Here is a 24,351-nt window from a genome sequence, read left to right as displayed (position 1 = left end):
GCGTTCCGGTGGTCAGGCCGCGGGCAGGCTCTGCATGGCGGCGATGAAGGCGTCGGTGTCCATCTGTCCGTTGAAGAACTGCTGGACGGCCTGGTGGATCGTGGTGGTGGCGGCCGGGGGGAACGCCTGGTCCCAGGAGAGCTGGAAGGAGGGGGCCTTCTTCACCAGGTCGTACTGGTACTTCGAGTACTCCGGGTTGGCGGCCTTGTCGAGGAACTTCGGGGTGTTGGCGGTGGTCGGCAGGTTGCCGACGGAGAGCTGGGCCTGGACGAACTCGTCGGAGTACATGAGCTTCAGGAACTCCGCGACGGCCTCGGGGTGCTTGGTGTTCTTGAGGACGGAGTAGAAGTTGTTGGTGTTGCCGGCGACGTTGGCGGGGTCGCCCTTGCCGCCCTCGACGGCCGGGAAGGCGCCGTAGCCCAGGTCGCTCTTCACGAAGTCGGGGTAGGCGTCCTGGAGGGTGGAGTACTCCCAGGAGCCCATGAGCTCGAAGGCGGCCTTGCCGGTGGCGAGCAGGGCGGGCGAGCCGCCGTCGGTGAACTTCACCGAGTCGTAGTTGGTGCCGAAGGCCCCCGCGTCGATCAGCTCCTTGAGCCTGCCGAGCGCCTTCTTGCTGTCGGCGCTCGCCCAGGCGTTCTTGTCGCCCTTGACGGCCTGCTCGAAGAGCTCGGGACCGGCGACCCGGTCGTAGAGGTACTGGAACCACATCTGGGTCGGCCACTTGTCGCCGCCGCCCAGGGCGATCGGGGTGATGCCCTTGGCCTTGAGGGTCTTCACCGCGGTCAGGAGCTCGTCCCAGGTGCGCGGGGCGGTGACGCCCGCGTCGTTCAGCACCTTCTTGTTGCTGAAGAGCAGGACGGGCTGGGTGCCGCGCATGGGCACGCCGTACGGCTTGCCGTCGACGACCGCGGTGTTGAAGACCGACGGCAGGAAGTCGGACTCGAGCCGGGGGTCCTTCGCGATGAAGTCGTCGAGCGGCATCAGCAGGCCGGCGTCGACATAGGGCTTGATGCTTCCGCCGCCCCAGTTGAAGAACACGTCCGGCGCCTGCTTGCCGCTGATGATCGTCTGCAGCTTCGACTGGTAGTCGGCGCCGGGGATGGTGTCGAGGACCGCCTTGACCTTGGAGGTCTTGTTGAAGGTGTCGACCAGTTTCTTCTCGACCTTGTTGGTGGCGTCGCCGTAGACCAGGACGTGGATGGTGCCCGAGTCGCCGTCGGCGGAGTCGGCGGAGCCGCCGCAGGCGGCGAGGGACAGGGTCAGGACCAGCGACGCTCCGCCGGCGGCGACCGTTCTCAGGAGCTGGGAGTGTCGGATCATCGCCTCGCCCTTCATTTTTTCGAAAATGTTTCGGTGAAGTCATCGAAACTTGACGAGTCGGGACGCTAGGCTTCGGTCGGCGAGACGGTCAACCCCCCGGTCGTGCGTTACCGAAGCGTGATCCCCGGCGGGCGGAGAGCGTGGTCCCCGCAGGGCGGAGAACGCGATCTCCGGAGGGCGGAAGGAGAGGCGGGGGCGTGGGGAAGAGGCTGCTCTATGCTGCTCGGATGCGAGATGACGAGGAGGGCCGGCGGATCACGCTGGCGGAGGTGGCGCAGCAGGCCGGGGTGTCGCTCTCGACAGTTTCGAAGGTCCTCAACGGCCGCCAGGACGTCTCGCCGGGCACCCGCGAAAGGGTCGAGGCCCTCCTGGAGGCGCACTCCTACCGGCGGACCACCCGCGCCGCCCGCGAGGCGCCGCTCATCGAGCTCGTCTTCCACGAACTCGACAGCGTCTGGTCCATGGAGCTGATCCGGGGCGTGGAGAACCTCGCCAAGACCCGTCGGGCGAGCGTCGTGCTGACCGAGAGCGGCACCCGGCACGCCCCGGCGGCCGACTGGATCGAGGGCGTCCTCCAGCGCCGCCCGATCGGCGTCGTCCTCGTCTTCTCCTCGCTCCCCGACGCCGTCAAACAGCGGCTCGCCGCCCGCTCGATCCCCTTCGTGATCATCGACCCGGCGGGCGACCCCGAACCCGACGTGCCCTCCGTGGGCTCGGCCAACTGGGCCGGCGGCGTCGCCGCCACCCGCCACCTCGTCGACCTCGGCCACCGCCGCATCGCCATCATCACGGGCCCCGAGGACGTCCTCTGCTCGCTCGCCCGTCTCGACGGCTACCGCTCGGCCCTGAACATGGCCGGCCTCGAAGCCGACCCCGGCCTCGTCCGCTTCGGCGACTTCCACGTCGACGGCGGATACGCGCGCGCCCTGGAACTGCTGCGCCTGCCGGACCGCCCCACCGCGATCTTCGCCGGCAGCGACCTCCAGGCGCTCGGCGTCCTGGAGGCGGCCCGCGTCTGCGGACTGCGCGTCCCCGAGGACCTGTCCGTGGTCGGGTACGACGACGTGATGCCCGCCCGCTGGTCGAGCCCCGCCCTCACCACCGTCCACCAGCCGCTCCGCCAGATGGGCGAGGAGGCCGTGCAGATGCTGCTGCGCCTGCGGTCCGGGGAGCCCGCGGTGACCCGCCTGGAGCTCGCGACCAGCCTCGTCGTCAGGAACAGCACGGCCCCGCCGCCGGCCGGTCCGCAGGCCCCCGCGGAGCCGCCCGCCCCGGTCGGCTAACGCTCCGAAAGACTTTCGGAGACGCCCTTCTCCCGCCCGCCGCCCAGGCTCGCGCGGAGCAGGGACGCCTCCTCGTCGAGGTGGTGGAGGAGCGCTTCGAGGGCGGGGGTACGGGTGCGGTGGGCGGCCTCGGTGACGCCCACCGTGCGCCCCACGGAGGGCAGTTCGACCGGAAGCGCGGCGAGCTGCTCGTCGTCCCGCAGCACCAGCTCCGGCAGCAGCGCCACCATGTCGGTCTGGAGCAGCAGCGCCCGCATCGTCAGGATCGACGTGCACTCGACCCGGTCGGCGGGCAGCGAGAGCCCCCGCTCGACGAAGAGGGCGCCGAGCTCCTGGCGGAGGGCGGTCTGCTCGACCGGCAGGATCCACGGATGGGCGAGGGCGTCCGTCAGCGAGATCCCGCCACGATCGCTTCCCCCGGCCCCTTCGCCGTCCGTCGGTGCGATCCGGTCGGGCCTGCTTCCCCCGGCCCCTTCGCCGTCCGTCGGTGCGATCCCGCCGGGCCCGCTCTCCCCGGGCCCTTCGCCGTCCGTCGGCGGTATCCCGTCGGGCCCGCTCCCCTCGGACCCTTCGCCGCCCTTGCCCCCGCCCGGCCCTTCGCCGTCCGCCGGAGAGGCCCCGTCGCGCCCGCCCCCGGTGAGCAGCGGGTGCCCGGCGCGGACCGCGAGCCGGATGGGCTCGCGGTAGAGCGTCCGCTGCCGCACCTTCTCGCCCTCGCCCTCGCCGGGCGCGGTCCCCATCCGGCCGACGATCACGTCGAGTTCGCCGCCGAGCAGTGCGGGATGGAGGACGTCGGGGGTGCCCTCGCGGACCACGACCGTGAGACGGGGCCGCTCCCGCTTGAGCCGGGCCACCGCCCGGGGCAGCAGCACGTTCGCCCCGGCCAGCAGGGTGCCCACGGTCACCGTGCCTTCCCGGCCCTGCCGCAGCCCGGTGAGGTGCTCCTCGGCCCGCCGGACCTCGGCGACCACCGCGCGGGCGTGGCCGACGAGCGCCTCCCCGTACACGGTGGGACGCATCCCGCGCGGGACCCGGACGAAGAGCGGCAGCTCCGCGACGGCCTCCAGCTCCCGCAGGGTCCGGGTCGCGGCGGGCTGGGTGAGGTGGAGCGACTCGGCCGCCCGGACGACGCTCCCGCACTCATATACCGCGATCAGCAGGGTCAGGTGCCGGAACTTCAGCCGGCCGTCCAGCAGGTCCATCGCGGGGGCTCCTCGGATCGGGATCGCCGTACCAGCAGTGCCATACCGGAATCGCTATGGGTCACGCACCGATCGGCATTGGATCGGCATAGCTGGGCGGGCGCACTATACCGGCACGCCCCGGGGACGAGTTTCGGACAGTCCCGGGCCCGGCAATGGAGGTCTGCAAGGTGAGTTCACCCGTGCGGCATTACGTAGGAGGCGGGTTCGACGCGTCCGGCGTGCCGTTCCCGCTCGTCGACCCGGTCACCGGGCGCACCGCCGGCGACGTGCCGGAGGCGCCCCGGGAGCTGGTCGACCGGGCGGTGGGCGCGGCCCGCGAGGCGCTGCGCGGGCCGTGGGCCGCGTGGAGCCCGGCGGAGCGGTCGCGGCTGCTGCACCGGATCGCGGACGGCATCGAGCGCCGCTCCGAGGAGTTCGTCGCCGCCGAGTGCGCCGACACCGGCAAGCCCCGCGCGCTCGCCTCGACGGTCGACGTCCCGCGCGCGGTCGCCAACTTCCGCGCCTACGCGGACCTCCTCGCCGGCCGGAGCGAGCGGTCCTGGCACACCCCGACCCCCGACGGGCGCGGCGCGCTGAACTACACCGTCCACAAGCCGCTCGGCGTCGTCGCCGTGATCTCGCCGTGGAACCTCCCGCTGCTCCTCCTCACCTGGAAGGTCGCGCCCGCCCTGGCCACCGGCAACACCGTCGTCGCCAAGCCCTCCGAACTCACCCCCGGCACCGCCTGCCTGCTGGCCGAGGTGATGGCCGAGGCGGAGGTCCCGGCGGGCGTCTTCAACCTCGTGCACGGCCGGGGCGCCGACGCGGCCGGCCAGTGGCTGACCGAACACCCCGGCGTGGACGCCGTCGCCTTCACCGGCGAGTCCCGCACCGGCTCGACGATCATGCGGGCGGCGGCGGCCCGCCTCGCCCCGGTCTCCTTCGAACTGGGCGGCAAGAACGCCGGACTCGTCTTCGCCGACGCCGACCTGGACGAGGCGGTGGCGGGCACCCTCCGCTCCTCCTTCACCCACAGCGGCCAGGTCTGCCTCTGCACCGAGCGCGTGTACGTGGAGCGGCCGGTGTTCGACGCCTTCGCCACCGCGCTCGCCGCCGGGGCGAAGGAACTCGCCGGCTACGGGCCGATGATCTCCGCCGCCCACCGCGACAAGGTCCGGGGCCACCTCGAACGGGCCGCCGCCGACGGCGAGGTGCTGGCCGGCGGCGGCACCCCCCGCTTCGGCGACGACCGCGACGGCGGCTTCTGGATCGAGCCCACCGTCCTCGCCGGACTGCCCGAGGACCACCCGGCCGTCCGTGACGAGATCTTCGGCCCGGTCGTCCACCTCGCCCCCTTCGACACCGAGGAGGAGGCCCTCGCCCTCGCCAACGCGAGCCCGTACGGCCTCGCCGCCACCGTGTGGACCGGCGACGTCCGCCGCGCCCACCGGGTCGCCCCCGCCCTCGACGTCGGCGTCGCCTGGGTCAACACCTGGAACCTGCGCGACCTGCGCACCCCCTTCGGCGGGGTCAAGGCGTCCGGCATCGGACGCGAGGGCGGCGACCACTCCCTGGACTTCTTCTCCGAACCCATGAACGTGTGCGTGAAACTGTGACCGAGCATCCGAACACCCCCGCGGTGGAGGCCGCCGCCGAACGCCTCGACCGGGCGCACCGCACCGGGGTGCCCTGCCCGCCGGTACGGGACCTCCTGCCGCCCGGCGACCTGGCCGCCGCCCACGCCGTCCGCTCCCTCCTGACCGGCCGCCGCCTCGCCGCCGGCCGCCGGATCACCGGCTGGAAGACCGCCCCGGCCCCGCCCGGCCCCGGAACACCCAGCCCCCGAACACCCGGCATCGACGCACTCGGCTTCGGGGCGCTCCTGGACGACACCGCCGTCCTCGACGGCGACGAGATCCCCTGGGGGACGGTCCTCCAGCCGAGGGCGGGGGCCGGGGTGGCCCTGGTACTGGAACACGACCTCGGCCACGAGCGGCACACCGTGGCCGACGTGATCCGGGCGACGGCCTTCGCGCTGCCCGCCGTCGAGGTGGCCGGCAGCCGGATCCGCGACTGGGACGTCACCGCCGTCGACACCGTCGCCGACAACGCCTCCGGCGGCGCCTACGTCCTCGGCACCCGGCCCGTGCTCCTGCGCGACCTCGACCTGCGGACCGCCGGCACGGTCCTGGAACGCCGGGGCGAGCCCGTCTCCACCGGCACGGGCGCCGCCGCCCGCCACGGCCACCCGCTGCACGCCGCCGCGCGGCTGGCCGACGCCCTCGTCCGGCTCGGCCGGCCGCCGCGCGCCGGGGACGTCCTGCTCACCGGGGCGCTCGGCCCGCTCACCGACGTCGCGCCCGGCGACGTGCTGGAAGCCCGCGTCGACGGACTCGGTTCGGTGCGCGCCGCCTTCGGACGCACCACCGAGACGGCGGAAGGAGACCCCCGATGAACCCGACCGCGCTCGCCGAGGCCCTCGACACGGCCGCCCGCGAAGCCCGCCCGCTGCCCGGCGGCGGCAGCGGCCTCACCGGCACCGCGGAGGCGTACGCCGTGCAGGAGGCGCTCGTCGCCCGGCGGCTCGCCCGCGGCGAACGGCCCACCGGCGTCAAACTCGGCTTCACCAGCCTCGCCAAGATGCGGCAGATGGGCGTGGCCGACCTGATCCACGGCCGGCTCACCGACCGGATGGAGATCCCCGACGGCGGACGGTACGACGTCTCCGGGCTCATCCACCCCCGGATCGAACCCGAGGTGGCCTTCCTCCTCGGCGCGGAACTCGCCCCCGGCGGCGACCCCGCCGCCGCGGTCGCCGCCGTCGCCCCCGCCCTGGAGGTCATCGACTCCCGCTACGACGGCTTCCGCTTCTCGCTCCCCGAGGTGATCGCCGACAACACCTCCGCCGCCGGCTACGCCCTGGGCCCCTGGACCGCGCCCGCCGCCCTCGGCGGCCTCCGCGCCCTCGCCAACCTGGGCGTGCTCCTGGAACTCGACGGCCGCACCGCCGAGACCGGCTCCACCGCCGCGATCCTCGGCGACCCGCTGCGCGCCCTCGCCGCCGCGGCCCGGCTCGCCGGACCGCTCCCCGCCGGGACGGTGCTCCTCGCCGGCGCGGCGACCGCCGCCGTACCCCTGCCGCCCGGCACGCACGTGCGGGCCGTGGTCGCGCGCCTCGGCGCCGTCCGCCTCACCACCGGGGAGGCGGCGTGATCGTCCCCGGCGCGGCCCCGCCGCGCGGCCGCTTCCCGCACCTGAGGCGCGCGGGCGACCTCGTCTTCGTCTCCGGCACCAGCTCGCGCCGCCCCGACGGCACCTTCGCCGGGGCGGCCGCCGACCCCATGGGCGTGACCGACCTCGACGTCCGGGCCCAGACCCGGGCCGTCCTCGACAACATCGCGGGCATCCTGGCCGCCGCCGGCGGCGGCCTCGACGACCTCGTGTCGGTGACCGCGTACCTGGTCTCCATGAACGACTTCGGCGGCTACAACGAGGTCTACGCCGAGTACTTCGACGAGACCGGCCCGACCCGCACCACCGTCGCCGTCCACCAGCTCCCCCACCCCCACCTGCTGATCGAGATCAGCGCGGTGGCCCACCTCCCGCAGGACAAGGACACGCACCGATGAACCTGAGACCGTTCAACCTCCAGGCGTGGATCGAGGAGCACCGCCACCTGCTCAGGCCGCCGGTCGGCAACGTGCAGATCTGGCAGGACGCCGACCTGATGGTGACGGTCGTCGGCGGCCCCAACCGCCGCACCGACTTCCACGACGACCCCATCGAGGAGTTCTTCTACCAGCTCAAGGGCGACATGGTGCTCCGCGTCATGGAGGAGGAGGGCCGCCCGCCGCGCGACCTCCACATCCGCGAGGGCGACGTCTTCCTCGCCCCCGCCCACCTGCGGCACTCCCCGCAGCGGCCGGAGGAGGACAGCATCGGCCTCGTCGTCGAGTTCGCCCGCCCCCAGGGCCACCGCGACGCCTTCGAGTGGTACTGCGTGGAGTGCCACCACCTGGTCCACCGCAGCGAGGTCCAGCTCACCTCCATCGTCGACGACCTGCCGCCGGTCTTCGGCGCCTTCTACGCCGACGAGACCGCCCGCACCTGCGGACACTGCGGCGCCCTCCACCCGGGCCGGGACTGGCCCGGGGAACTGCGCCCGCGCACCCGCCGCGACGAGGCGGCCGGCGCATGACCGTCGTCGACGTCCACGCGCACGTCTTCCCCGAGATCGGCCGCGCCGAGGCCCGCCGGATCACCGGCTCCGACGACGCCCCCTGGCTGCGCACCACCGACGGCCCCGACGCCGGGATGATGATGGCAGGGACCGCCGAGTACCGACCGGTCCGCCGCACCCTGTGGGACCCGGCCGCCCGCGTCGCCGACCTGGACCGGCTCGGCGTCGACGTCCAGGTGCTGTCCAGCACCCCGCTGCTCTTCGGCTACGGACTGGAGACGGCCAGGGCCGCCGACTGGTGCCGGACCGTCAACGACCACATCCTGCGGTACGCCGCGCACGCCCCCGGCCGGCTCGCCCCCCTCTGCCAGGTGCCGCTCCAGGACACCGAGGCCGCCTGCGAGGCGGTCAGCGAGGCCGTGCGGCAGGGCTTCCACGGCGTCCACATCGGCAACCACCTCGGCGACCGGGACCTCGACGACGGCGCGCTCCTCGAATTCCTCGCCCACTGCGCCGAGGAGGATGCGGCCGTCCTCGTCCACCCCTGGGACCTGCCGTCCGGACCGCGCCACGCCCGCTACATGCTGGCCTGGCTGGCCGGCATGGCGGGCGAGACCCACCTGACGATCCTGTCGCTGATCCTCTCCGGCGCCTTCGAACGGCTCCCCGCCTCGCTGCGCCTGCTGTTCGCGCACGGCGGCGGCAGCTTCCCGTACCTGCTGGGCCGCGCCGACAACGCCTGGCACCGCCGGGACATCGTCCGCGCCGACAGCCCGCACCCGCCCTCCTCCTACACCGACCGCTTCTCCGTCGACTCCGCCGTCTTCGACCCGAAGGCGCTGCGGCTCCTGGTGGACGTGATGGGCGCGGAGCGGGTGCTGCTCGGCTCGGACCACCCCTTCCCGCTCGGCGAGGAGTCCATCGGCCGGCTGGTGCGCGAGAGCGACCTCACCCCCGAGGAACGGGACGCCGTCCTCGGCGGCAACGCCGTCCGCTTCTTCGGCCTGACCCGGTCGCCCCAGAAGGCCGCCCGGTGAAGCCCCCCGCCCTTCCCGACCTCCGCCTTCCCGACCCCCACCTTCCCGACCACCACCGAGGACCCCGCATGCCCGACGGCCTCGCCGCCCGCGCCGCCGCCCTGGACGCCGCCGATCCGCTCGCCGCCGTCCGGGGCCGCTTCCTCCTCCCCGAAGGGGTCGTCTACCTCGACGGCAACTCCCTCGGAGCCCTGCCCGCCGCCGTCCCCGCCGCCGTCGAGGACGCCGTCCACCGCCAGTGGGGCACCGACCTGATCCGCTCCTGGAACGCCAACGGCTGGTGGGAGGCACCGGTCCGCACCGGCGACGCCATCGGCCGGCTGATCGGGGCGGCCCCCGGCCAGGTCGTCGCCGGCGACTCCACCAGCGTCCAGCTCTTCAACACCCTGCTCGCCGCCGCCCGCGCGCGCCCCGGCCGCCGGCTGCTCCTCACCGACCCGGACCACTTCCCCACCGACCAGTACATCGCCGACTCCGTCGGCCGGCTCCTCGGCCTCGACGTCCGCCGGGTGCCCGCCCGGGACGCCGCCGAGGTCCTCGCCGCCGAGGCCGGGAACGTCGCCGTCGCCGCGTACGCCCCCGTCGACTACCGCACCGGCGAGCTCCACGACATGGCCGCGCTCACCGCCGCCGCGCACCGGGCCGGCGCCCTGGCGCACTGGGACCTGTGCCACGCGGCGGGCGCCCTCCCCGTCGAACTCGACGCAGTGGAAGCCGACTTCGCGGTCGGCTGCGGCTACAAGTACCTCTCCGGAGGGCCGGGCGCCCCGGCGTTCGCGTACGTGGCCCACCGCCACCAGGCGGCGTTCGACCACCCGCTCACCGGCTGGCACGGACACGCCGAGCCCTTCGCGATGGCCGGGACCTACACCCCGGCGAAGGACGTCACCCGGGCCCGGATCGGCACCCCCGCGCTGCTCTCCCTGATCGCCCTGGAGGCCGCGCTCACCGCCTTCGACGGCGTCGACCCGAAGACCGTCAGGGAGAAGGGACTCTCCCTCACCGGTTTCTTCCAGGAGTGCGCCGACACCCTCCTCGACGGCCTCGGCTTCACCTCCGTCACCCCGCGCGACCCCGCCCGCCGCGGCAGCCAGGTCGCCCTGCGCCACCCGGAGGCGTACCCGCTGGTCGCCGCGCTCACCGCCCGGGGCGTGATCGGCGACATGCGCGCCCCCGACCTGCTGCGCTTCGGCTTCAACGCCCTGTACGTCACGCACGCCGACGTCCTGCGCGCCGTGACGGAACTGCGTGACATCGCGTCCCGGGGCGCCCACCTGGCCGCCGAGTTCCGGCGGCGCCCGACCGTCACCTGAGCCCCGCCCCCACCGCCCCACCGCCCCGCGCAGTCCCCCGAGCCGCCCCCGAAAGGACCGTCCGATGCGTCGTCCCACCCGCAGGAACGCGGTGCTCGCCACCCTCGTCGCGGCCGCCGCCACGGCCACCCTGCTCGCCCCCGGAACCTCCGGCGCCGCCGGCCCCGCCACCGCGGCCCCCGACCCGGACGTCGTCGACGTCTGCGCCGACCGCCGCCCCGGACCGGCCGACCCCGGCGCGTACGGCACGCAGCTCGACGGCACGTTCCGCCACCCCTCCCTCACCCCGGTCGACGAGGAGTCCGAGCACCCCTTCCCCGGCCGCGAAGCGGAGTACGACACCCGCTCGTACATCAAGAACATGAAGGTCGAAGCGGCCTACGAGGGGGCCGACTTCACCCCCGACTACTTCCACACCTGGCAGAACGTCGTCGACTTCGACGGCCGCCGCTACCTCTTCCAGTACGACCGCTCCGAGGGCCGCGTCTACGACATCACCGACGTGAAGAAGGTGAAGGTCGTCGAGAAGCTGAGCCGCGAGGACGTCGGCGGCGACGAGACCCGCGCCAACGGCGACTGGGCGGCGCACGACTACTGGGGCGCCTCCACCGTCCAGTGGAGCGCGAAGCTCGGCGCGTACGTCATGGTCCAGAGCTTCGAGAGCAAGCGGCAGATCTCCGAACTCTCCGACCACCCGCCGCTCGACAAGTACAACAACCCCGAAGGCGTCCGGAAGCTGAGGGAGAAGCCCGGTCTGAAGGGCTTCAAGGTCTACCGCCTCGACGGCCCGCGCAAGAAGGACTGGAAGCTGCTCGCGACGGTCTCCACCGACGCCACCCAGGCCGACCCGCTGCGCAGCGACCCGGCGACGGCGCAGCAGGGCTCCGGCTCGATCGACGTGCCCCACTGGACCGGCGGGAAGTACATGTTCCTCGCCACCGCCCCCGACGACACCTACTCCGGCACCGAGTACCCCACCAACCTGCACTCGGCCGGCTACCAGTCCTGGGACATGTCCGACCCCGCGCACCCGAGGCTCCTCGACACCTGGCACCTGCCGGGCCAGCGCACCGGCGAGGACGCGGCGTACCGGAAGAACCCGCGCTGCGGCAACCGCACCAGCTGGATGGGCGCCCGGATGCCGCTCTTCCTCCCCAAGCCCGTGGAGCAGGGCGGGCGCTACGCCTTCGCCGCGATGGGCGGCTACGGCCTGACCGTCCTCGACGTCTCCGACCCCGCGGACCTGCGGACCGTCGCCCACCTGGACCTGCCGGAGTCGGTCGCGGGCACCGAGGGCGACAACATCGACGTCTCCCAGTACGAGAAGACCGGGATGATCTACTACTCCGGCTACCCCCTCACCGAGGACTGCTACGAGCCGTACAAGGACGTCTACCAGATCGACGTCCGCGACCCCGCCCGGCCGCGCGTGGTCGGCACCCTGCCCCGCCCGGTCCCGCCGCGGACGGCCGGCTTCACCGACTACTGCCAGCGCCGCGGCAGCTTCGGCCCCAAGCGGACCGGCTACTACACCAACCCCGGCAAGCACGACGCCGGACTCCTCGGCTACGGCTTCTACAACGCGGGCGTGCAGTTCTTCGACGTCTCCGACCCCGCCGACCCGGAGATCGCCGCGTACTTCGTCCCGAAGGCGTACGGCCGGGACACGGCGGAGTACGCGTACGGCAACCAGACCCACGGGGTCTACGTGGAATGGGACCGGAACATCGCCTGGGCCCTGACCAACCACGGCATCTACGCCCTGTCGTCGAAGGTCCTCGGCAAGCCCGACCTCGACGCGCCCGCGAAGCCGTTCCGCACCAGCGAGTTCTGACGCCTCCGGCGGTCCTTCCCGCCGCCTTCCCGGCGGTCCCTCCCGCCGTCCTCCCCCTCCCCTCCCCGCCCCGTTCCCGCAGAAGGGTCCCCCGCCATGACCGCGACCGGCGAATCCGCGCCCCCCGCCCCGCCCGCCCCCGACGGCGCCAGACCGGCGTCCGAGGGCGGGGGACTGGTCCGCTCCCTCACCCACCGGCAGACCACCATGATCGGGCTGGGCTCCGCGCTCGGCACCGGCCTCTTCCTCGGCTCCGGCTCCGCGATATCCGTCGCCGGGCCCGCCGTCATCGTCTCGTACGTGATCGGGGCGGTGCTGGTGGCCGTCATCGCCGTCCTGCTCGGCGAGATGTCCGCCGCCCACCCCGTCCAGGGCTCGTTCGGCACCGTCGCCCACCGCTACCTCGGCCCCTGGGCCGGCTTCCTCAGCCGCTGGCTGTACTGGTTCAGCGCCGTCGTCGTCATCGGCACCGAGGTCGTCGCCTCCGCGCTCTACATCCGCTGGTGGTGGCCGGGCGTGCCGATGGCCGCGGCCATCCTCGCCGTCGCGGCGATCGTCCTCGCGGTCAACGTCATCAGCGTGAAGTCCTTCGGCACCACCGAGTTCTGGCTCTCCACCGTCAAGGTGGTGGCGCTGTGCGCCTTCATCCTCTGCGCGGCGCTGCTGGTCCTCTACGGCCTGCCGGACACCGAGGCGACCGGCTTCGCCCACCTCACCGACGACGGCGGCTTCCTCCCGCACGGCGCGGGCTCCATCTGGCTGGCCATGTCCGTGGTGATGTTCGCGTACGCCGGCTTCGAGGTCGTCGCCATCGCCGCCGCCGAGGCCGCCGACCCGCAGCGCACCATCCGCACCGCCATGCGCCAGCTCGCCTGGCGCCTCGCCTTCTTCTACCTGCTGTCCCTCACCCTCGTCCTGGCCCTGACCCCGTGGCGCGGCACGGCGGGCGGCGACGGCAGCGTCGAGCAGAGCCCCTTCGTCCGCGTCTTCACCGAGATCGGCGTGCCCGCCGCCGCGACCGTCACCAACGCGGTCGTCCTCATCGCCGCCATGTCCGCCGCCAACGCCCACCTGTACGGCGCCTCCCGGCTGCTCCATTCGCTCGGCGGTGACGGCCTCGCCCCGAAGCCGATGGCCCGGCTCAGCGGGCGCGGCGTCCCGGCGGTCGCCCTCGCCGCCTCCACCCTCGGCATCGCGGCGGCGGCCCTGCTCGCCTTCTACGACGTCAGCGGGCTCTTCGGCATCCTGATGTCGATCGCGCTCTTCGCCGTCCTGCTGGTGTGGCTGCTGATCCTCGCCTCGTACGTCGCCTTCCGCCGCCACCGCACCGCGCACCCCGAGGAGTTCACCGGCTTCAGCGTCCCGGGCGGCGACAAGCTCGCGGTCCTCGCGGCGGCCGGGGTCCTCGCCGTCGCCGCGACGGCGGTGAAGGTGCCCGACATGCGGCAGGCGGCCGTCATCGGCCTCGCCTTCACCCTCGCCCTCCTGCTCTGCTACGCGCTGACCGCCCGGCGCCGCCGCTCGTAGCGGTCCGCCGGACGAGGGGCCGTGGCGCGGGGGCGCCACGGCCCCTCCGCGCGCCCCGGATAGCCTGGCGGGATGGAGGAAGCAGTCTTCGTGAGCGCGTGTCTGCGCGGGGTGCCGTGCCGGTTCGACGGACGGCACAAGGCGTCCCCGGAGGTCGAGGAGGCGCTCGCGGGCCGTACGGTGGTCCCCTTCTGCCCGGAGGTGGCGGGCGGCCTGGAGACCCCGAGGCGCCCCGCCGAGCTCGTCGGCGGCGACGGGCACGACGTCCTCGACGGCACGGCCCGCGTGGTCGAGGACACGGGCCGCGACGTGACGGCGGAGTTCGTCGAAGGAGCCCGCCGGGCCCTCGCGGCGGCCCGGCACGGCGGCTGCACGGAGGCCCTGCTGATGCCGCGCAGCCCCTCGTGCGGACGCGGCACGGTGTACGACGGGTCGTTCACCGGCCGGCCGGCGGCGGGCGACGGAGTGACCGCCGCGCTCTTCGAACGCCACGGCATCCCCGTCCGGCCCGCGCCCGGGGCGTGATCCCCCCGCCCCGGCGGGGGAGCGACGGGATCAGCCGCCGGTGACCGCCCCGTCCGGCACCTCGACGACGAAGAAGAGGAAACAGGGCTTCGTCGCCAGGTCGTCGAAACCCTCGGGGAACAGCTCGCGCGCGGCCGGGTCGGGCCGCGGCTCGTGGATGCGGGAGAGCCGGAAGCCGGCGGCGGCGAAGGCCCCGGTCATGGCGTCCAGGGACTTGCGCCAGAACCGCATCGGCGCGGTGTGCCCGCCGAACGTCCAGTCGAACACGTAGTCGGTGGTCGAGAAGTAGTCGGGGCGGGGGTCCTGGAAGGCGTACGCCACGAAGGGGTGGTCCACCGAGGCGATCAGCCGACCGCCGGGCCCGAGCACCCGCCGCAGCTCCGCCAGCGTCGGCCCCCAGTCCTCCAGGTGGTGCAGCACCAGTGACGCGATCACGTCGTCGAAGGCGCCGTCCCCGAAGGGGAGCGGGTCGCGCAGGTCGGCCAGGTGCAGGGCCGCCCCGCCGCCGAGCCGCCGCCTGGCCAGCGCCAGCATCGCGGCGCTGGCGTCGAGCCCGGTGACGACCGCGCCCCGGTCGCGCAGCGCGGCGGAGAGCGGCCCCGCGCCGCAGCCGACGTCCAGGATCCGGCGGCCCGTCACCTCCCCGGCCAGGGCCAGCATCGCGGGCCGCTCGTAGAAGGCGTTCACGAGGCCGTGCTCGGTCTCCGCCGCGTACGCCTCGGCGAAGCCGTCGTAGTCGTTGCGGGTGTCGTGTCCGTGTCGTTCGTCCCCCCGGTCCATCGACGCAGCCTAGCCGCCGATGCGGAAGGGGGGAGGGGGCGAGGGGGCGGCCGGCCACGAGGATGCCGAGGCGCACAGGACTTGCGCAAGTTACTGAAAATTCTTTCACCAGGGGATTGACCCGTCTTCTCCCCGGGAGAGAGGGTCTGATCATGCCCGCACACGTACCGCCGGTCGCCGACGAACGCGACGGCCTCCTCGCCTACCTCGCCCAGCAGCGCCAGACCCTGCGCGCCACCGCCCACGGCCTGACGGACGCCCAGGCCAGGATGACGCCCACCGCCGGTGAGCTGAGCATCGGCGGCCTGATCAAGCACGCCGCGCGGTGCGAGGCCGGCTGGATCGACCTCGTCCTCCAGCGGCAGCGCGGCCCGCAGCGGGCGGCGGACGAGAGCGACGCCGCCGAGTTCGCGCTCACGGAGGAGGAGACGCTGGCGGGAGTGCTCGACCAGTACGCGGCGGCGGCCCGGGAGACGGACGAGGTGATCGCCGGGATCGCCGACCTCGGCCGGGCCGTGCCCGTCCCGCGCGGGCTGCCGTGGTTCCCCGCCGACGTGGAGAACTGGTCCGTCCGCTGGGTGCTGCTGCACCTGATCGAGGAGACGGCCCGGCACGGCGGTCACGCCGACATCATCCGCGAGACCATCGACGGCGCCACCCTCTTCCCCCTGCTGGCCGCCGCCGAGCGGTGGCCCGCCCCGTGGTTCGAGCCCTGGAAGGCCCCGGCCGGCTGACCGGCCGGCCGCCGGGCGCGGAGCCGTCCGGCCGTGGAGGCCGTTCGGTCCGCGCCGTTCGCGAGAAGGTCCTCTCGGCTCCTCTTCCCTTGCGCGGCAAGGGTGTTGGAGGATCTCCGCATGAATCCGGATCTGACCGAACCGGCCGCCGGCGCGGCGGAGGCGTACCTCACGAAGCTCCAGGCGCGGCTGGCGGCCGACGGCTGCACGACGACCTCGCCGCACTGGAAGGACCGCCGGGTGGTGGTCGGCTGCCGCGCCGACCGCAAGGCCCGCTGGTTCGGGACGAAGACCGAACTGTTCGTCCTCGCCGCCGCCGTCCCCGAGGTCGACACGGCCCTCCTGGGGGAGTTCACCGGCTGGGCCATGGAGTACGCCAAGGGCCTGCGCAGCGGCCTGCCCGGTGCCCGCAACGCCGCCACGGTGCTCCCGGCCCTGGTCAGCGCCCGCGTCCACCCCGAGGCGGCGCGGTGGGCCGCCCGGGACGCCCTGCTCCTCGGCACGACGCTCATCGGCCGCCCCCTCACGGTCGAGACCGGGCCCGGCGTCACGCGGACCACGATGTACCGGGGCGGGGTCGCCTGGGGCGGCATGTTCACGGGACACGTCCTGGAGAAGGCCGCCCTGTACTTCCCCTGACCCCGGCCGGCGGACACCGGAACCCCTCCCAGGGGGGTTCCGCACGGCCGGGTGGCGCAGGACCGCGCGCCCGGACCGGAGCCGTACGCCGAAGCTGGACGGGCCGGCGCACCAGGCCGCCGGCCTGTCCAGGAGGTCCCGCATGCCCCGAACCGCCCCGCGCCCGCGCCGGGCCGCCGTCACCGCCCTGCTCCTCGCCGCCGCGCTGACCGCTCCCGCCCTCCCGTACGCCACCGCCGACGGACACCCCGCGCCGCGCTCCGGCACCTCGGAGCGGGAGCTGCGGCGCGCCCTCGCTGACCTGGTCGCCGCTCCCGGCGGGCCGCCCGGCGCGATCGCCGTCCTCACCCGGGACGGCGCGGCGCGCGTCTACCGCGCGGGCACCGCCGAGACCGGCACCGGCCGCGCGCCCCGGGCCGACGACCGCATGCGGATCGCGAGCGTCGCCAAGGCGTTCAGCGGCGCCGTGGCCCTGAGCCTGGTGGACCGGGGCGCGCTGGGCCTCGACGACACCCTGGGCCGGAGGCTGCCGCACCTCCCGAAGGCCTGGCACGCCGTGACCCTGCGCCAGTTGCTCGGGCACACCAGCGGCCTGCCGGACTACAGCCGCAGCGCGCGCTTCCAGGCGATCGTCCGCGCCGACCCGCGGCACCGTTTCGTCTCCCGGCGCCTGCTGGAGTTCGTCGCCCGCGAGGGCCTCGCCTTCCCGCCCGGCAGCCGCTACGCCTACTCGAACTCCGACAACATCGCCGTCGCCCTCATGGCCGAGCAGGCCACCGGACGCCGCTACGAGGACCTCCTGCGGGAGCTGGTGTACCGTCCGCTCGACCTCCGCCGGACCGAACTCCCCTCCGGCTTCCGGCTGCCGGCGCCCTACCTCCACGGCTACGCCACGGCCCCGGGGGAGGAGCCCGAGGACGTCAGCGAGGCGATCAGCGCCTCCGGCGCGTGGGCCTCGGGCGGGATCGTCTCCACCCCGGCCGATCTGAGCGCCTTCGTCGGCGGCTACACCGGCCCCGGGCTGCTGTCCCCCCGCGCCCGGCACGCCCAGCGCCGCTTCGTCCCCGGCGAGTCCCAGCCGGCCGGCCCCGGCGAGAACGCGGCCGGCCTGGGGCTCTTCCGCTACGCCACCCGCTGCGGCACGGTCCTCGGTCACACCGGCAACACTCCGGGGTACACCCAGTTCGCCGCCGCCACCCCCGACGGCCGCCGCACCGTTACCGTCTCCGTCACCAGCCAGGTCCCCCTGGACCCCGCGCTCCTCGCCCGTCTGCGCGCGGCCGAGGAGCGCTTCGTCTGCGCCCTCCTGGAGGACGCGGACGAGGGCTACGGATCCTGACCGCGGCCGTCGTCAGGGGGCGAGCCAGCGGCGCAGGAGCCTGCTGACGGCGGGCATCGTGACGTAGGTCATCAGCACGTTGAAGACGCAGGCCGTGACCGCGCTGCCGAGAAGGAGGGGGAGGGCGGTGAGGTGGGGGAGGAGGAAGAGGTTGCCGAGGACGGAGATCGGATAGATCGCCAGGGTGGCGCTGATCGCCATCTTCCAGCGGGGCGGCGCGGGGCGGGGGGAGCCCGGCGGGGCGAACCAGGTCTCCATGCCGGTCAGCTTCCGGCGCGCGATCTCGGTGTGGTGGTGGCCCCGGCAGTCGGCGAACCAGGCGGCCCGCTCGGGGGACTCCTGCCAGGTCCGGCACGCCTCCGCGTCCCGGAAGCGGTGGACGAGGAACCAGGGCGCGTCGCCGCCGGAGGAGCGGAAGAAGCCGTGTCCGAGGTGGCCGGGGAAGCCGGCCGCCGTGTCGAGGATGCCCTTCGCCCACCGTTCGAAGGCGGCCTCGTGATCGGGTTCCACCCGGCGGGCTATCAGGAGGGTCACCTCGCCGGTGTCGGCAGGGACGGTGGTGTGTTCGAGGCCGGTCACGGTCACGGAGGACGCCTCAGTGGTCTCGCCGCGCCCGGCCCCACTCTACGCGTCCCCGCGGACGCCCGGGGTCACCGTCCGAGCTGGGCGTCGAGCCAGCTGAGGACCTCGGGGGTGACGGGGTCGGTGATGTCGGCGTACTCCTCGTGCTTCTTGAGGAACTTGGCGACGTACGGGCAGACGGGGACGATCCGCATGCCGGCGGCGCGGACGTCGTCCAGGGCCTGGGTGACGAGGATCGAGGCGAGCCCCTGGCCCGCGTAGGCGTCGTCGACCTCGGTGTGGAAGAAGACCCGCCGGTCCTCGCGGTCGCGGTACGCGGTCAGGCCGGCGCGCTGCTCGTCGACGAGGATCTCGTAGCGGTGGCGGGCGTCGACGCGGCGGACGACGGGGGTGCTGGTCTGCTCGCTCACGAGGGGCCTCCTGGTGCGGGAGGGTCGCCCCTCGCCGTTTGGTTGACTGTTCAACCATTATGGAGGGTGATCGCTCCGGCGGCAAGCCGTGGCGGCCCCGGCGGGCCGAGGGCCGGTGGCGCGACGGGCCGGTGGTGCGACGGGCGGGCGGTACGGGGGCGCACGGTGCGGGCGGGCGGTCCGCCGCCCGCCCGCACCGCGCCGGGGTCCTCTCCCTCCCCTTCTACTTCAGTCCGTTGTCGAGTGCGGTCATCAGCAGGCCGTTCGGAGTGTCGCCGGACATCTCCCAGACGAAGCCGCCCAGCAGGCCCTTCGACTTGATCCAGGCGGTCTTCCTGCCGATCGACCAGGTGTCGTCGAAGGACCACCACTGGCCGCCGGGTCCGGTGTAGCCGTATGTCGACACGGACTGCTCGTCGTGGCGGACGACCATGTTCGGGAAGCTGGTGATCAGGTTCTGGTAGCCCCGGACGCCGGCCTCGGTGTCGAACTGGCCGGGTGCGGCGCCGGTCGCACCCTGCCACTCGCCGGCGACGCCGCCGTCGGCGACGCCCTGCCAGCCGCGCCCGTAGAAGGGGAAGCCCACGGTGATCTTGCGCGGGTTCACCCCGGCGTCGAGGTAGGTCTGGACGGCGTTCTCGATGCTGAAGTGGAAGGGGTACGGGTCCTGGGCGTCCGTGAAGAGGTTGGAGGAGTGGCCGACGCGGTTCGGCTCCCAGGAGTTGTCGCTGCCCGCGCCGTGGAAGTCGTACCCCTGCACGTTGGCGTAGTCGAGGGAGTCGAAGATGCGGCCGAGGTCCCAGCCGGCCGCGATCTTCGCCGGATCGGCCGGGGTGAAGGCGGTGAGGAGCCGGTGCTCGCCGCCGAGCGCGTCGAGCTGCTTGCGGAACTCCGCGAGCAGGGCGGTGAGGTTGTTCTTGTCCTGCGGGCCGTAGTGGTTGCCCGGGTGGCCCTCGGAGCCCGGCCACTCCCAGTCGATGTCGATGCCGTCGAAGACGCCGGCCCCGGTGCCCGGTCCGCCCGCGCCGTTGTACGCGGGGAGGTCGCCCTTGATCCACACGTCGACGCAGGACTTCACGAACTTCTCCCGGGACTGCGGCGTGGCGGCGGCGTCCGAGAAGAACTTCGAGTACGTCCAGCCGCCGAGCGACACGACGACCTTCAGCTTGGGGTACTTGGCCTTCAGCTTCTTCAGCTGGTTGAAGTTGCCGCGCAGTTTGCCCCAGCCGTCGTCCGCGACGCCGTCCACCGACTGGGCGGCGGACATGGGGCGGGCGTAGTCGGCGTCGGCGTCACCGGCGCCGGTGCCCTCGTCGGGGTCCTGCGGGTTGCCGGTGACGCCCTTGGTGACGCCCGCCTGGCAGGTGAGGTTCACGGGGTCGATGTTCTCGAACGAGTAGTTGACGACGTCGAGCCTGGCCGCCGCGCCGGAGGTGTCGAGGTTCTTCACGAAGTACTGGCGTCCGTAGATGCCCCACTGCGCGTAGTACCCGACCTTGAGCTGCTTGCCCGCGCCCGCCACGTCGTCGGTGGTCACGGTCAGGGCGCCGGAGGCGGGCGACGGGTTGTCGGCGGTGTCCCGGGCCTTGACGGTGAAGGAGTACGCGGTGGCCGGGGAGAGCCCCCGCACGGTGGTGGCCAGGGTGTTCGCGCCGACGGACGCGACCGGTGTGGAGCCGCGGTAGACGTCGTAGGCGGCGACGGCGACGTTGTCGGTGGACCTGTCCCAGGCCAGGTCGACGGTGGAGGCGGTCCTGCCGGTGGAGCGGAGGTTGCCCGGTGCCGTCGGCGGCGTCGGGTCGGTCGCCGGGTCCACCGTCCTGAGGGACAGCGGGGCGCTCGCGGGGCCGGTGTTGCCGCGGACGTCCTTGGCCCGGACGGTGAAGGTGTGCTCCGTGGCCGGCGCGAGACCCGTGACGGTCGCGGAGGTGCCGGTGGCCACGGCGACGCTGGTCGTCCCGTCGAAGACCTCGTAGCCGGCCACCGGGTGGTCGCCCCTGGCGGCGGCGGCCCAGCCCAGGGTGACCGTGCGCGCGGTGACCGCGACGGCCGTCGGCGCCCCGGGGGCGCTCGGCGGGACGTCCGGGCTGCCGTCGCACTTGTCGCCGTTGACCGTGCAGCCGGCCGGGGTGCCGGGGGTGCCGCTCGCCGTGAACCAGTAGCTGTACGGCTCGGTGCTGCCGCCCGCCGGGACCGTGGCGTTGTAGTAGGCGTTCTTGACGGTGACGTGGCGGCCGGAGACGGTCACCTCGCCGTTGTAGTTGCCGGAGACGGTCACTCCGGCCGGCAGGTCGAACTCCAGGGTCCAGCCGTTGACCGGGGCCGTGCCGGTGTTGCGGACGACGTACGTCCCCTTCCACCAGGAGCCGTTGTCCTGGGTGGTGAAGGACGCGGTCAGGGTGCCGGCCGCCCGGGCGGGCGCGGCGAGGGCGGTGAGCCCCGCGAGCGGCAGCAGGAGGGCGGCGCCGAGGACGGCGGCCCGCTGTCGCAGCCGCCGGGCGGTCGTCGTCCCCGTGCCGGGGAGCGTTCTTCTTCCGGGAGGTGTTCTGCGCCTGTGGAACATGGTTCTCCCTGTGGTCGTGGGGTGGTACAGGGTGAGGTGAACCGTGCGCGTGCGCCTGCGGGTGCCCGGACGAAGGCGGGCCGGAGCGTGCGGCGGCGCCGGTGTGCGGACCGGGTGCCGCCTTCGGGCGGGGCGCCCCACAACGTAGAAGGTCTGGACCAATGCGTCAACAGGTCTGTACCACAAGGGGGTTGTGGGGATGCGCCGGGGAGCGGCGCCCGCCGCCACCGGCCGCTCAGGGCGTGGGGGAGGCCCCGGTCAGCGCCGTCCACGCGCGCAGGGTCTCCTGGTGGGAGCCGGTCGCCGTGCCCGAGGCGACGGCCGCGGCCTCCGGGCCGGAGGGGGAGCACGGGCGCTCCGCGCGGGCCAGCAGCACCAGCGGCCACCCGGGCCCCTCGCCCGCCGGCTCCCCGTCGAAGGGGGTCCAGTCCCACGGTCCGCCGAACCGCCACGCCCGCCCGGCGGCGTCGGCGACCTCGTCGCCCGGCACCAGGCACGCGTACGGCCGCATCAGCAGCTCGAAGGCGAAGGGGATCCCGTCGCCGGGGTGGAGGAAGTACCCGGTCCCGTTGAGGTGGCTGTCGTCGGGGAACTCGCGGTAGGACAGGCCGCGGGGCAGCACGGCCACCGTCAGGACGGGACGCGGCAGCCACGCCGTCTCCAGCGGCGGATCGTGGTGCTCGACGGCCGTCACGTGCACCACGGTGGGCGGCACGCCCACCCGGCACGGGTCCCCGGCCCCCAGTCCCTCGGGCGGGGGATCGGTGCGGAACAGCTCCGGCTCCGTCCCCGGCCCCTCGTCCCCGTCGCCCACCCCCAGGGCGACCACTCCGTTCCAGTGCCCGAACGCGCGGCTCTCGTCGATCTCCCACCACGGCCAGCGCACCGCCAGGTGCCCCCACCTGACCTCCCGCTCGACCCGCGCCGGCGTGAAGGGGCAGGAGACCGACAGCACGTCACCGACCCGGAAGTCCCCCTCGTCCCTCATGCGGACCAGCGTAGGCCGTGCCCGGGGCGCGCGCGGGAACGGGCTTGACCTCAAGCGGACTCGAGGTACGAGGATCGTCCGCATGACCACGGAAACCACATCCCGCGCGGCCGACGTCGAAGCGATCCGCCGGCTCGTCGCCACCGTCGAACACTCCCAGCGGAACAAGGACCCCGAGGAGTTCCTCGGCCTCTTCCACCCGGACGCCCTCTGGACGACCGCCCACGGCAAGGTCCTCCTCGGACTCGACGCGATCGCGGAGTTCACCCGCGAGGTCCTCCCCGCCGCCGACTGGGACGGCGAGGTCACCTACGAGGTGGTCCACACGCTCTTCATCCGTCCCGACGTCGCGGCGGTCAAGGTCCGCCAGCGCTACCTCGCCCCCGGCGAGGAGAGCGAGGGCGCCCCGCTCTACGTCGTCGCGAAGCAGGACGACGGCCGCTGGCTGCTGACCGCCTGCCAGAACACCGCGGTCATCGCCCGCTAGACCGGGTGCGCGCGGCCGTTCAGTCGCTGCCGGGGGCCGGGCCCCGGGCGATCGCCCCGGCCGCCGTCAGGGGGAACGCGTGGTGCGAGGCCCCCGGCAGGACCTCGGTCCGCGCCTCCGGGAGCGCCACGGCGACGGCCCGGGCGACGCGGACCGGGTCGTGGCAGCGGGCGCGGCCCGCCAGCAGCACGCGTACGGGGAGCTCCCGCAGCGCCGCGAGGTCGGGGCGCGGCCCGGTGACCGGGCGGACGGAGGGGAAGCCCGCGCCCTCCTCCTGGAGCCGCAGCCAGGTCGGGTCCAGGGCGGCTCCGCCGGACTCCCAGGCGAGGAAGGAGCGGATCCGCGCAGGGGTGGGCCGGGCCAGCATCGGCAGCGCCCGCAGGACGTAGGCGGGCCGGAGGCCCGCGAAGACCAGGGTCGGGTCGAGCAGGAGGAGTCCGGCGACCCGCCCGGGGCGCCGGGCCGCGTAGTGGGCGGCGATCCAGGCCCCGTACGAGTGCCCGCCGAGGAGCACCGGCCCCGCGCCGGGACCCGCCGGGCCGATCCCGTCGAGGACCGCGTCCAGCCAGCGGACGAGGTCGTCGACGGAGCGGACCGGGCGCCCGGGCCGGGGCACGCTGCATCCCGGGCCGCCCATCAGGTCGACGCCGTGCACCCGGTGGCGGCGGGCGAGGCCGGCCGCGGCGCAGGCCCCCCACACCGTGGAGGTGGCCCCGCCGCCCGGCAGCAGGACGAACGGCGGCGCGGCGGCCGGTCCCAGGCCGTTGACCCGGGTGGTCCCGTACGGCGTCGGGACGTCGGCGCGGTCGACCGGTCCGGGCCACCGGCCGAGGGCCTCGTCGTAGGCGGCGCGGAAGGAATCGGGCACGGGAACGGGCATGATGCCCCTCTTTTTCTCTCGCCACGCGATAATCTCGCTCGGCGAGAGACTTTAGGCGGAGGCGAAGTGGACGACAAGCGGACCGGCGGCCGTACGGGCACAGGCGGAAGGAGCGGCGGACCGGAGGAGCCGGAAGGGCTGCGGCTGGTGCACCTGCTGCGTGCCGTGTCCGTCGAATTCGGCCTGCGTCAGGCGGAGTTCGCCGCCCGCCACGGCATGCACCACACCGACGTACGGGCCCTGGTCTGCCTCCTCGACGCGGCCAGGGCCGGCGAGCCGGCCACCGCCGGCCTGCTCGGCGCCCGCCTCGGCCTCAACTCGGCCGGCACCACCGCCGTGATCGACCGCCTGGAACGTCTCGGGCACGTGACCCGGATCCGCGACGACCGCGACCGGCGCCGGGTCCTGCTGCGCGTCACACCGGAGGCGATCCACCTCGGACAGGACTTCTTCGGCCCCGTCATCGGCGGGCTGCTGGACGTGCTGGACTCTTTCGGCCCCGCCGAACGGGACGCCGTACGACGCTTCCTGTCGGCCGCCCACGCCGTCCTCGGCACGGAGCCGGGCGCGCAGGCGGAGTCGGGCGCTGAGACGGACACGGAGCCGGAGCCGGACACGGAACCGGAGCCGGTGACCGTCCGGGCGCCGGTGCGGGGACCCGGGCACCCCTGACGCGACCACGCGCGTCCACGCGCATCCGGCCGCATCCGCGCGCCCCCGTGGCGGCGAAGAACCCGCGGGGGACG

General features: G+C 74.2%; 24 protein-coding genes. 16 read left to right on the top strand and 8 right to left on the bottom strand.

Annotated features, from left to right (window positions below):
* Positions 1-12: 12 nt before the first annotated feature.
* Entirely contained in the window at positions 13-1,320 is a 1,308-nt protein-coding gene (locus tag IE326_RS22045) for an ABC transporter substrate-binding protein (RefSeq protein ID WP_150226480.1), read from the bottom strand.
* 227 nt (positions 1,321-1,547) lie between these two features.
* Here IE326_RS22045 and IE326_RS22040 point away from each other — a divergent pair, with 227 nt between their 5' ends.
* Positions 1,548-2,603 (top strand): LacI family DNA-binding transcriptional regulator, encoded by a 1,056-nt coding sequence (locus IE326_RS22040; protein ID WP_190042728.1) that lies wholly within the window; start codon positions 1,548-1,550, stop codon positions 2,601-2,603.
* Here IE326_RS22040 and IE326_RS40885 read toward each other — a convergent pair.
* A complete protein-coding gene (locus tag IE326_RS40885) occupies positions 2,600-3,805 on the bottom strand; it encodes a LysR substrate-binding domain-containing protein (protein ID WP_229915563.1) in 1,206 nt (401 codons plus the stop codon). The genes IE326_RS22040 and IE326_RS40885 overlap by 4 nt on opposite strands.
* A gap of 182 nt (positions 3,806-3,987) precedes the next feature.
* Between IE326_RS40885 and IE326_RS22025 the strand changes: the two genes are divergently transcribed.
* The 10 genes from IE326_RS22025 (at position 3,988) to IE326_RS21980 (ending at position 14,203) form a co-directional block, all read left to right on the top strand.
* A complete protein-coding gene (locus tag IE326_RS22025) occupies positions 3,988-5,403 on the top strand; it encodes a 2-hydroxymuconic semialdehyde dehydrogenase (protein WP_444545377.1) in 1,416 nt (471 codons plus the stop codon).
* Positions 5,400-6,242, top strand: a complete 843-nt coding sequence (locus tag IE326_RS22020) for a 2-keto-4-pentenoate hydratase (RefSeq protein ID WP_229915562.1) — start codon at positions 5,400-5,402, stop codon at positions 6,240-6,242. The genes IE326_RS22025 and IE326_RS22020 overlap by 4 nt, the downstream gene beginning before the upstream one ends.
* Entirely contained in the window at positions 6,239-7,000 is a 762-nt protein-coding gene (locus IE326_RS22015) for a 2-keto-4-pentenoate hydratase (RefSeq protein ID WP_150226477.1), read from the top strand. Before IE326_RS22020 ends, IE326_RS22015 begins: the two co-directional genes overlap by 4 nt.
* On the top strand, positions 6,997-7,416 hold the full coding sequence (locus tag IE326_RS22010) for a RidA family protein (protein ID WP_190042726.1): 420 nt from the start codon (positions 6,997-6,999) through the stop codon (positions 7,414-7,416). Before IE326_RS22015 ends, IE326_RS22010 begins: the two co-directional genes overlap by 4 nt.
* Positions 7,413-7,985 (top strand): 3-hydroxyanthranilate 3,4-dioxygenase, encoded by a 573-nt coding sequence (locus IE326_RS22005; protein WP_190042725.1) that lies wholly within the window; start codon positions 7,413-7,415, stop codon positions 7,983-7,985. Before IE326_RS22010 ends, IE326_RS22005 begins: the two co-directional genes overlap by 4 nt.
* Positions 7,982-9,004 carry an amidohydrolase family protein gene (locus IE326_RS22000; RefSeq protein WP_190042724.1) on the top strand — a complete coding sequence of 341 codons (1,023 nt, stop codon included), beginning with the start codon at positions 7,982-7,984 and terminating at the stop codon, positions 9,002-9,004. Before IE326_RS22005 ends, IE326_RS22000 begins: the two co-directional genes overlap by 4 nt.
* Before the next feature lie 68 nt (positions 9,005-9,072).
* Positions 9,073-10,317, top strand: coding sequence for a kynureninase (gene kynU, locus IE326_RS21995; RefSeq protein ID WP_150226473.1), 1,245 nt, complete (start codon positions 9,073-9,075; stop codon positions 10,315-10,317).
* A gap of 64 nt (positions 10,318-10,381) precedes the next feature.
* On the top strand, positions 10,382-12,151 hold the full coding sequence (locus IE326_RS41550) for an LVIVD repeat-containing protein (protein WP_150226472.1): 1,770 nt from the start codon (positions 10,382-10,384) through the stop codon (positions 12,149-12,151).
* 96 nt (positions 12,152-12,247) lie between these two features.
* Entirely contained in the window at positions 12,248-13,678 is a 1,431-nt protein-coding gene (locus IE326_RS21985; RefSeq protein WP_150226471.1) for an amino acid permease, read from the top strand.
* Between the two features lie 72 nt (positions 13,679-13,750).
* Positions 13,751-14,203 (top strand): 2-thiouracil desulfurase family protein, encoded by a 453-nt coding sequence (locus IE326_RS21980; protein ID WP_150226470.1) that lies wholly within the window; start codon positions 13,751-13,753, stop codon positions 14,201-14,203.
* Between the two features lie 30 nt (positions 14,204-14,233).
* On the opposite strand, the gene IE326_RS21975 is transcribed toward IE326_RS21980, so the two are convergent.
* The gene (locus IE326_RS21975; protein WP_190042723.1) at positions 14,234-14,983 is read right to left on the bottom strand and encodes a class I SAM-dependent methyltransferase; all 750 of its coding nucleotides are present in this window, start codon (positions 14,981-14,983) and stop codon (positions 14,234-14,236) included.
* 152 nt (positions 14,984-15,135) lie between these two features.
* Here IE326_RS21975 and IE326_RS21970 point away from each other — a divergent pair, with 152 nt between their 5' ends.
* The 3 genes from IE326_RS21970 (at position 15,136) to IE326_RS21960 (ending at position 17,695) form a co-directional block, all read left to right on the top strand.
* Entirely contained in the window at positions 15,136-15,717 is a 582-nt protein-coding gene (locus IE326_RS21970) for a DinB family protein (RefSeq protein WP_150226468.1), read from the top strand.
* A gap of 120 nt (positions 15,718-15,837) precedes the next feature.
* Positions 15,838-16,356: a hypothetical protein gene (locus tag IE326_RS21965; protein ID WP_190042722.1), complete on the top strand. Its 519-nt coding sequence runs from the start codon at positions 15,838-15,840 to the stop codon at positions 16,354-16,356.
* Positions 16,357-16,498: 142 nt separating this feature from the next.
* Positions 16,499-17,695 (top strand): serine hydrolase domain-containing protein, encoded by a 1,197-nt coding sequence (locus IE326_RS21960; protein ID WP_190042721.1) that lies wholly within the window; start codon positions 16,499-16,501, stop codon positions 17,693-17,695.
* Between the two features lie 12 nt (positions 17,696-17,707).
* On the opposite strand, the gene IE326_RS21955 is transcribed toward IE326_RS21960, so the two are convergent.
* The 4 genes from IE326_RS21955 to IE326_RS21940 form a co-directional block, all read right to left on the bottom strand.
* Positions 17,708-18,280: an antibiotic biosynthesis monooxygenase gene (locus tag IE326_RS21955; protein WP_190042720.1), complete on the bottom strand. Its 573-nt coding sequence runs from the start codon at positions 18,278-18,280 to the stop codon at positions 17,708-17,710.
* A 65-nt stretch (positions 18,281-18,345) separates the two neighbouring features.
* Positions 18,346-18,687, bottom strand: a complete 342-nt coding sequence (locus tag IE326_RS21950; RefSeq protein ID WP_150226464.1) for a GNAT family N-acetyltransferase — start codon at positions 18,685-18,687, stop codon at positions 18,346-18,348.
* Between the two features lie 223 nt (positions 18,688-18,910).
* Positions 18,911-21,250, bottom strand: coding sequence for a glycosyl hydrolase family 18 protein (locus IE326_RS21945; protein WP_190042719.1), 2,340 nt, complete (start codon positions 21,248-21,250; stop codon positions 18,911-18,913).
* 235 nt (positions 21,251-21,485) lie between these two features.
* A complete protein-coding gene (locus IE326_RS21940) occupies positions 21,486-22,238 on the bottom strand; it encodes a hypothetical protein (RefSeq protein WP_190042718.1) in 753 nt (250 codons plus the stop codon).
* 82 nt (positions 22,239-22,320) lie between these two features.
* Between IE326_RS21940 and IE326_RS21935 the strand changes: the two genes are divergently transcribed.
* On the top strand, positions 22,321-22,725 hold the full coding sequence (locus tag IE326_RS21935; RefSeq protein ID WP_150226461.1) for an SgcJ/EcaC family oxidoreductase: 405 nt from the start codon (positions 22,321-22,323) through the stop codon (positions 22,723-22,725).
* A 19-nt stretch (positions 22,726-22,744) separates the two neighbouring features.
* Here IE326_RS21935 and IE326_RS21930 read toward each other — a convergent pair whose 3' ends face one another.
* A complete protein-coding gene (locus IE326_RS21930; protein ID WP_150226460.1) occupies positions 22,745-23,605 on the bottom strand; it encodes an alpha/beta fold hydrolase in 861 nt (286 codons plus the stop codon).
* 138 nt (positions 23,606-23,743) lie between these two features.
* On the opposite strand from IE326_RS21930, the gene IE326_RS21925 reads away from it, so the two are divergent.
* Positions 23,744-24,277, top strand: coding sequence for a MarR family winged helix-turn-helix transcriptional regulator (locus IE326_RS21925; protein ID WP_229915675.1), 534 nt, complete (start codon positions 23,744-23,746; stop codon positions 24,275-24,277).
* Positions 24,278-24,351: the final 74 nt, after the last annotated feature.

The organism is Streptomyces filamentosus (genome assembly GCF_014654895.1).
GTDB lineage: Bacteria > Actinomycetota > Actinomycetes > Streptomycetales > Streptomycetaceae > Streptomyces > Streptomyces filamentosus.
The sequence above is the reverse complement of the archived record's forward strand: the minus strand, read 5'-3'. Positions and strand labels throughout refer to the sequence as shown.